This window comes from Mesotoga sp. UBA5847, assembly GCF_002432735.1.
In the GTDB taxonomy this organism is placed as follows: Bacteria; Thermotogota; Thermotogae; order Petrotogales; family Kosmotogaceae; genus Mesotoga.
In genome coordinates, this window is the sequence record NZ_DJGL01000062.1 from 1 (window position 1) to 5,930 (window position 5,930).

The 5,930-nt window shown below is 44.4% G+C and carries 4 protein-coding genes; all 4 read left to right on the forward strand.

Annotation, left to right across the window (positions count from 1 at the left end):
- The first annotated feature begins 1,337 nt into the window (after positions 1-1,337).
- Positions 1,338-2,663, forward strand: a complete 1,326-nt coding sequence (locus tag B3K91_RS06380; RefSeq protein ID WP_292594407.1) for a hypothetical protein — start codon at positions 1,338-1,340, stop codon at positions 2,661-2,663.
- On the forward strand, positions 2,650-3,549 hold the full coding sequence (locus B3K91_RS06385; protein WP_292594409.1) for a hypothetical protein: 900 nt from the start codon (positions 2,650-2,652) through the stop codon (positions 3,547-3,549). The genes B3K91_RS06380 and B3K91_RS06385 overlap by 14 nt, the downstream gene beginning before the upstream one ends.
- Positions 3,533-4,699 (forward strand): hypothetical protein, encoded by a 1,167-nt coding sequence (locus B3K91_RS06390; RefSeq protein ID WP_292594412.1) that lies wholly within the window; start codon positions 3,533-3,535, stop codon positions 4,697-4,699. The genes B3K91_RS06385 and B3K91_RS06390 overlap by 17 nt, the downstream gene beginning before the upstream one ends.
- Positions 4,700-4,715: 16 nt before the next feature.
- The coding region (locus tag B3K91_RS06395) for a formylglycine-generating enzyme family protein (protein WP_292594415.1) at positions 4,716-5,930 on the forward strand (1,215 nt) is incomplete at its 3' end.

Here is a 5,930-nt window from a genome sequence, read left to right on the forward strand (position 1 = left end):
GAGAGGTTATTGAGGAATGGGTGGGAAAAAATCAGCACGCGGTTGACCGTTCTCCGAGTTAGAGCACCAAGATAGTAACTAGTTCCAAAACAGGTTGCTCTGTCCTTAGACCCGCTGATCGCTGAACGCTGGGTAGAGCAAAGATCCGCTGAGAAGACCCGCTGAGCGCTGAACGCTGGGTAGAGCAAGGACCGGCTGGCTTCGCCAGGAAGTGATGCTCGCTGGCGCGAGGAAGTGATGCTGCTTCGCAGGAGGCGACAAAATAGCCAGTCAGGCTACGCCAGGCCAGTCTTTGGTTCGCAAAGGCCAGTCTCGCCTTCGGCGAGTCAAGTTCCGCTTCGTGGTGAAAGAGCCGATGAACGCTGGGAAGACCAAAATCAGGTGGTCGTTGTCGGTTCTCAGACAGGAGAATAGAGAGTAGGTTATTAAGTACGGGTTAAGCACTTCGGGTTTGAAAGAGCGGGTTATGAAGATCGGGTGTATTAAGAGCAAAGACCAGTTCCGCTACGCGGGCCAACATAGACCATAAACTCTATAAGTCTCTTGAAATGTTCTTCTCGGAGGACGGCGGACCGTTGACGGACAACGTTGTTTTGAGCAGCGATCAGCGGGTTCATCGTCTTTAAGCGGATAGCGGCTCTTTCAGAGAACGGCGAACCGCCAACGGACAACGCTCTCTTCTGCTTGCAACTGACAACATGGAACTTGGAACTGATTCTCTCCGGAGAACTGCGAACCGTTCAACGGTCAACCAGGTTCTCTTGCTCTTTCCTACCACGAACCCGCAACCCCCAACCCCGTTCTTATGCTTTCTCTTACAACTCAGAACTTGTAACTTGGAACTGTACTACACACACCCTAACGGCAGGAAGGAGAAGATTTCCTTCCTGCTGTCATTAAGTGCTTAGATGTCTTAATATCAGCTGAAGTTTTTTGTCCTCGACCGCTAGCACGTCAGTTTTCCGACATTGTTTATTTGATCAGATACAAGGTCGTAGATTAAGCCTAATCACTTCTGTATCCATTCGCGAAATCATTAACATTAGCAGCACTGGAATGTTTGAAAATGTGTAAGGCGATTATGAGGAACAAATCAAGACTGTATTTGCTGATTAATCAAGAGATTTTCACTTGTCTAAACATTCTTTACTGTTGTAGACATTCGCAATAATTTGGTTTTAGATGTAAGAATTTATATAATCTTATAGAGGGAGGATTAACTGCTTCTGCAATAGATTCTAATGCAAAGCATTAGTGACAATAAATCAATCGTTCTGAATCTTCTAACTCAGGTCTCACTCTAAATAGATCACAAATTCAAAAAGGGAGGCAAGCAAATGAGAACATCATTTTTGGCATTGACTCTTGCTATGATTCTTGTTTCAGGTGCGACATTTGCAATTACAGTGGATGATTTCCTTCCTCCGGTTCAGGGTGGTTCTACTGAGCTGACTGAAGCAGCTTCATTAACTCGCAGCGCAGACGATGAAGTTATTGCGAATGCTCTGCAGGACGGGTTCAACTATGCTACAAAGCTTATCTGGGAAGAACAACTAGGCGATGGATTCAGAGCGGTGGTCTTCCCGTCAGGAACAGGCTATATTGCCGGAGCGACGTCCAGCTATAGTGTTTACGAAAACATCAACGCCACGCTGATTGCAAAGAGAGCGGCCTATTTGACAGCTTATTACTCGGCTAAGAGTTATCTCGCTCAAGGCCTAAATGGATACTTTACTCGAAAGAAGGAGGCATTAGAGATTTCCCTGGCTTCTCTGGACGATTCAGAGAAGAATGTTGGCGGATTTTACGAGTATCAGTTTGAAAAGATTGAGCAAGTGGTGGAGGCAATGCTAAGAGGATATGTTACATATGAAGTGAGAGATATGGCTGGTGAAACAAGTGGAAAAGTTTACGTGAGCATAGTGATTTCTCCCAAGACTCTTGCAGCTGTCAACCAACTATCAGATGGTGTAGTCTCTTCCGCAGATCTCCAAACTTCACTGCAGTTTATTCTAAATGACATTGAAGCCGGTGTCGTTCCGCCAGTTGGAGGAAAGGTTATTTATGTCCCAGAAGATGGAACGATGGCCGTAGTTGCTTTCGGTTCCGCGATTGCGCGGTACAGCTCAAATGAGGTTCTGGCAAACGAATATAAAAAGGCAGCAATCGAGGTTGCTAGAATGAGGGCATCCCAAACCCTGGTAGATATCCTTAACGGTGACAAGAACATATGGAAGAGCGGATTTCAGGAGAGAACTTTGAGAGCGGAATTTGAGAATATGGATGAAGTAATCGCCAAGGCCGATGAAATGAGAAGTGCAAGATCCACTACAACCGCAGAAACAATGTCAAGCGAGTTCCTCAACTTGTTCAGCAGAGACAAGAATTTTGAATCGGTTTCCTCTGGGTTAGTGCCTCCGGGGACAATGATTAGGGTAGCTATGGAAGAGTCTGTTGAAAGCAACGGTTATGGATGGGTATTTGCGATTGCTGTCTACTATCCTGAACTTGAGTTGCCGATGCAGCAGATTGTGAACGCCCTTGAGGGAAAAACGGTAGCAGTAGAACAACCGGTTCAAGATGAAAGCACGGATGAGAATGGTGGACCAAGTGAGAACCCTCAGGGACCAAGCGGTCCGGTGAGCAGTGATGACAAGTATTAAGATGCTTTGCGTTGCCTTGATAGTACTGCTGGCCGGCGCGGGGCTATCGGTTTCGATTTCAGAAGCATTGCTTGAGTTAACTGAGATTGCGGACCTCGAAGATGAAGTGGCCGATGATCTTGAAAAGAGCCTGACCACTATAAACCGCTTCTTTTGCGGTGGCGTATCGTTTGGAGACTCCCTTGTGGGAGTCTCTTTCACATTTCTTACAGGTGATGAGAAACCTTTGACTAGAGACGGGTTGAAAGATACATCGCGGGACCTTGCTTCCAGATCAGTCGCCATTCCATTCTTGAGAGGCCTTTCCAAAGCTTATAGTTTCAACATGATAATTGATTTGTTTTTCCTGCCATATTCGTTGCAAAACGTGCTGATTTCGGCATCCAACACTGAGCTTATTCGTTTGTTTGCCAACGAAGAATGGGTAGGGGCGATAGTAGTTGTCAAGAAAGCCAATCTTACAGTTTCTGATGACAAGATTGTGCAAAGGTTCATCGACTATTACATTGATAGGCTAGATATAGTTGTTGACAAAGAGCCTCTTCAACATTCAGCCAATATCATTGAGTATATTGATTCAAATCACTCTAGTCTGGAAATCGATCACAAGAAGATGTGGAGAGTTTGGCTTTACGGTTCAGCTGTAAATCTAAATCTCAAAGAAAACGTGGTGGCATCTGAGATGATTCACAAACTCCCAGAGAATGCTGGCGATGTTTTCTCGGCGAAAGCTTTTGATGATAATGAATTTCTCCTGGCGGGGGACATCTTCTTGATCTTCGGTGAAGAAGAAAAGGCATTCAATTATTGGGCTTATGGAATGCAGGTTAATCCACTTAACAAGACTCTTGAAGAAAGGTTTGAGAAATATGACAATAAGGATTAGCTACAAATTAATCATATTTATAATTGCTACATTGGTCTCCTTTACTGCATTAGCAAGAGTAGAGGATACCGTTGAAATAGAAGCTACTGGATACGGAACCACTCTTGAAGAATCAACTGACAATGCAATAAAACATGCTCTGGAATTGGCGACTGGAATTCTGGTTAGATCCTATTCAAGTTTAGATTCACGTCTTACTATAGACGCTTCAAGCGTTGTTCAAACCGAAGAGTTCAAAGAGAGCATTCTTACCTTCAGCAGAGCGTACATAAAGGACTATGAAATCACTTCTGTTTCTGAATTGTCTGGAATGTTTGAAGTTGCAATAGTAGCCACTATTAGGCTCAAAGCCCTTGAAGAAACAATGCTTAGAAACAGAATAGGAGTTAAGAGCTTCGAAGGCGACAAATTACTTGCGCTGTTTGAAGCAAATACAAAGACTGTGGAGAATGCTGCCAAGCTAACCGAGGCAATCCTAAATGATTTCGATGCACCCAGAGGGTACTGGAGAATTGGAGAAATTTCCACGCAGATTATCGGTACTGAAGGCGAGAATGTAACTCTTGAAATAATCGTCGAGCTTGTTCCCGATATTGAAAGTTACATGGGTCTTGTTCGGGAACTTTCAGAGGTTCTTGACATGGTGGCCTCCAAAGCGATTACCCAGATAATGAAGGCTGAAGAAAGTGGAGACTGGTTGAGAGTACAGTTGTCGGATCTTATAAATGATCAGGATTGTCGTTATGTAGTCAGGATAATCGAAGACATAAGTAATTCTAAGATCTCATTGAAAACTTACTTTTTTTCATCAAGAGACTCAATTGAGTATTCGCTCTGGGATCAGTTGAAGAAACATGTTGATTCTCTTGACAGCTACAACTTTGTAATCACTTTGACAGACGAAATGCGGAACCTGTTGTTTTACAGCGAGCTGAAAAACCTTGCCCAGGGCGGACTTCTTCTAAATGGTGCCGGTCTTGGACTGATCTACACCGGTCAGAAAAGCAACCAGATAATTTTCGCGCCGGCCCCCCTATACATAGAGCCCGGAATACTCAAAGTTAACGTTCAGTCTCAGAAACTAGTCTGGAGACTGATTGTAAAAAAGGAAGTTCTTGAGAAAGCAAAGAAAATATCTGTCGACTTTTGAAAGGTGCGTGATTTCTGTGAAAAAATGGGTTTTAGTTCTAACCCTTCTTGTTTCTGTATCTCTTCTCTTGGGTGGCCCGATTCCTGCACGGCTCAGTATGAGAAACGGAGACATAATTGAATGTGCCGTCACGATGGATCGAATTTCTTTTATAAGCGATTACGGCGAGTTCCAGATGCCTATGGAGTTTGTTAAGGCAATAGTTTTTCCCACGTCCGGGACTATCATCACATCTCTGAAGACCATACACAAAAACGAGATCTTCAGGGGCTTTCTTCTTGAAGAATACATTTTGGCCGACTTTGAAGGTATCCCCATGAAGTTCCATAAGGACACTATTAGCTGGGTACAGCTCCTTGTTGAAGATAAGGACATTGAGGGAGGAGTAGTTCAGGTAATGTTGAAAACGGGAGAGCAGTTCTATGCCGAGATGCTTTCTGATGGGTTGAACATACAGACATCGTACGGCATCTTCTCTCTTTCCATGGATAATGTTGACCTAATGGAATTCGAAGGAGAGGGTAACGTTCTCACAAAGACGACTCTCCTGAGCGGCTCTGAGATGCGCGGTATTGTTCGGGATGATTTTATTGTCGTAAGACTTCTGTCTGGCGCAGAACTTAGTATCGCTCCCGGAAAGATAAAGACCATTGATTTCTTCACGATGGAGCTTGCCGAAGCTCCGGAAATCAAGGAGATTCCGGACTTTCTTCCCGGAGAAGAAGAAACTCTGGAGATCCCTGAGAATATGGTGCTGGTCGAGAAAGGAACTTTCTACATGGGGGATTTGTGGGAAAGCAGTAACAAAAACGAAAAACCTACCTTTGAAGTTACATTTGATTATGACTACTTTATTGGGAAATATGAAGTTACTTTTGAAGCATATGACGAGTTCTTTTTTCATGGAGGAAGACAGAAACCAGGCGACGGCGGTTGGGGAAGAGGAAGGCGACCAGTAATAAACGTGAGCTGGTGGGATGCCATAGCCTACTGCAACTGGCTGAGTAAGGAAGAAGGTCTGCCTGTTGCGTATGACGATAAAGGTAACTTCCTGGACAAAGACGGTAGTATTACCACAGATCCTTCGAAGGTAATTGGATACCGGCTTCCGACTGAAGCAGAATGGGAATATGCGGCAAGAGGTGGAAACAAGAGTAAAGGGTACAAGTATTCAGGAAGCGATAACGTCGGTGACGTCGCCTGGTACAATTCGAACTCGGGAAGCAAGACT

Coding starts and splice junctions, on each gene's coding strand:
- B3K91_RS06380 (WP_292594407.1), top strand. CDS start 1,338: ATGAGAACATCATTTTTGGCATTGACTCTTGCTATGATTCTTGTTTCA.
- B3K91_RS06385 (WP_292594409.1), top strand. CDS start 2,650: ATGACAAGTATTAAGATGCTTTGCGTTGCCTTGATAGTACTGCTGGCC.
- B3K91_RS06390 (WP_292594412.1), top strand. CDS start 3,533: ATGACAATAAGGATTAGCTACAAATTAATCATATTTATAATTGCTACA.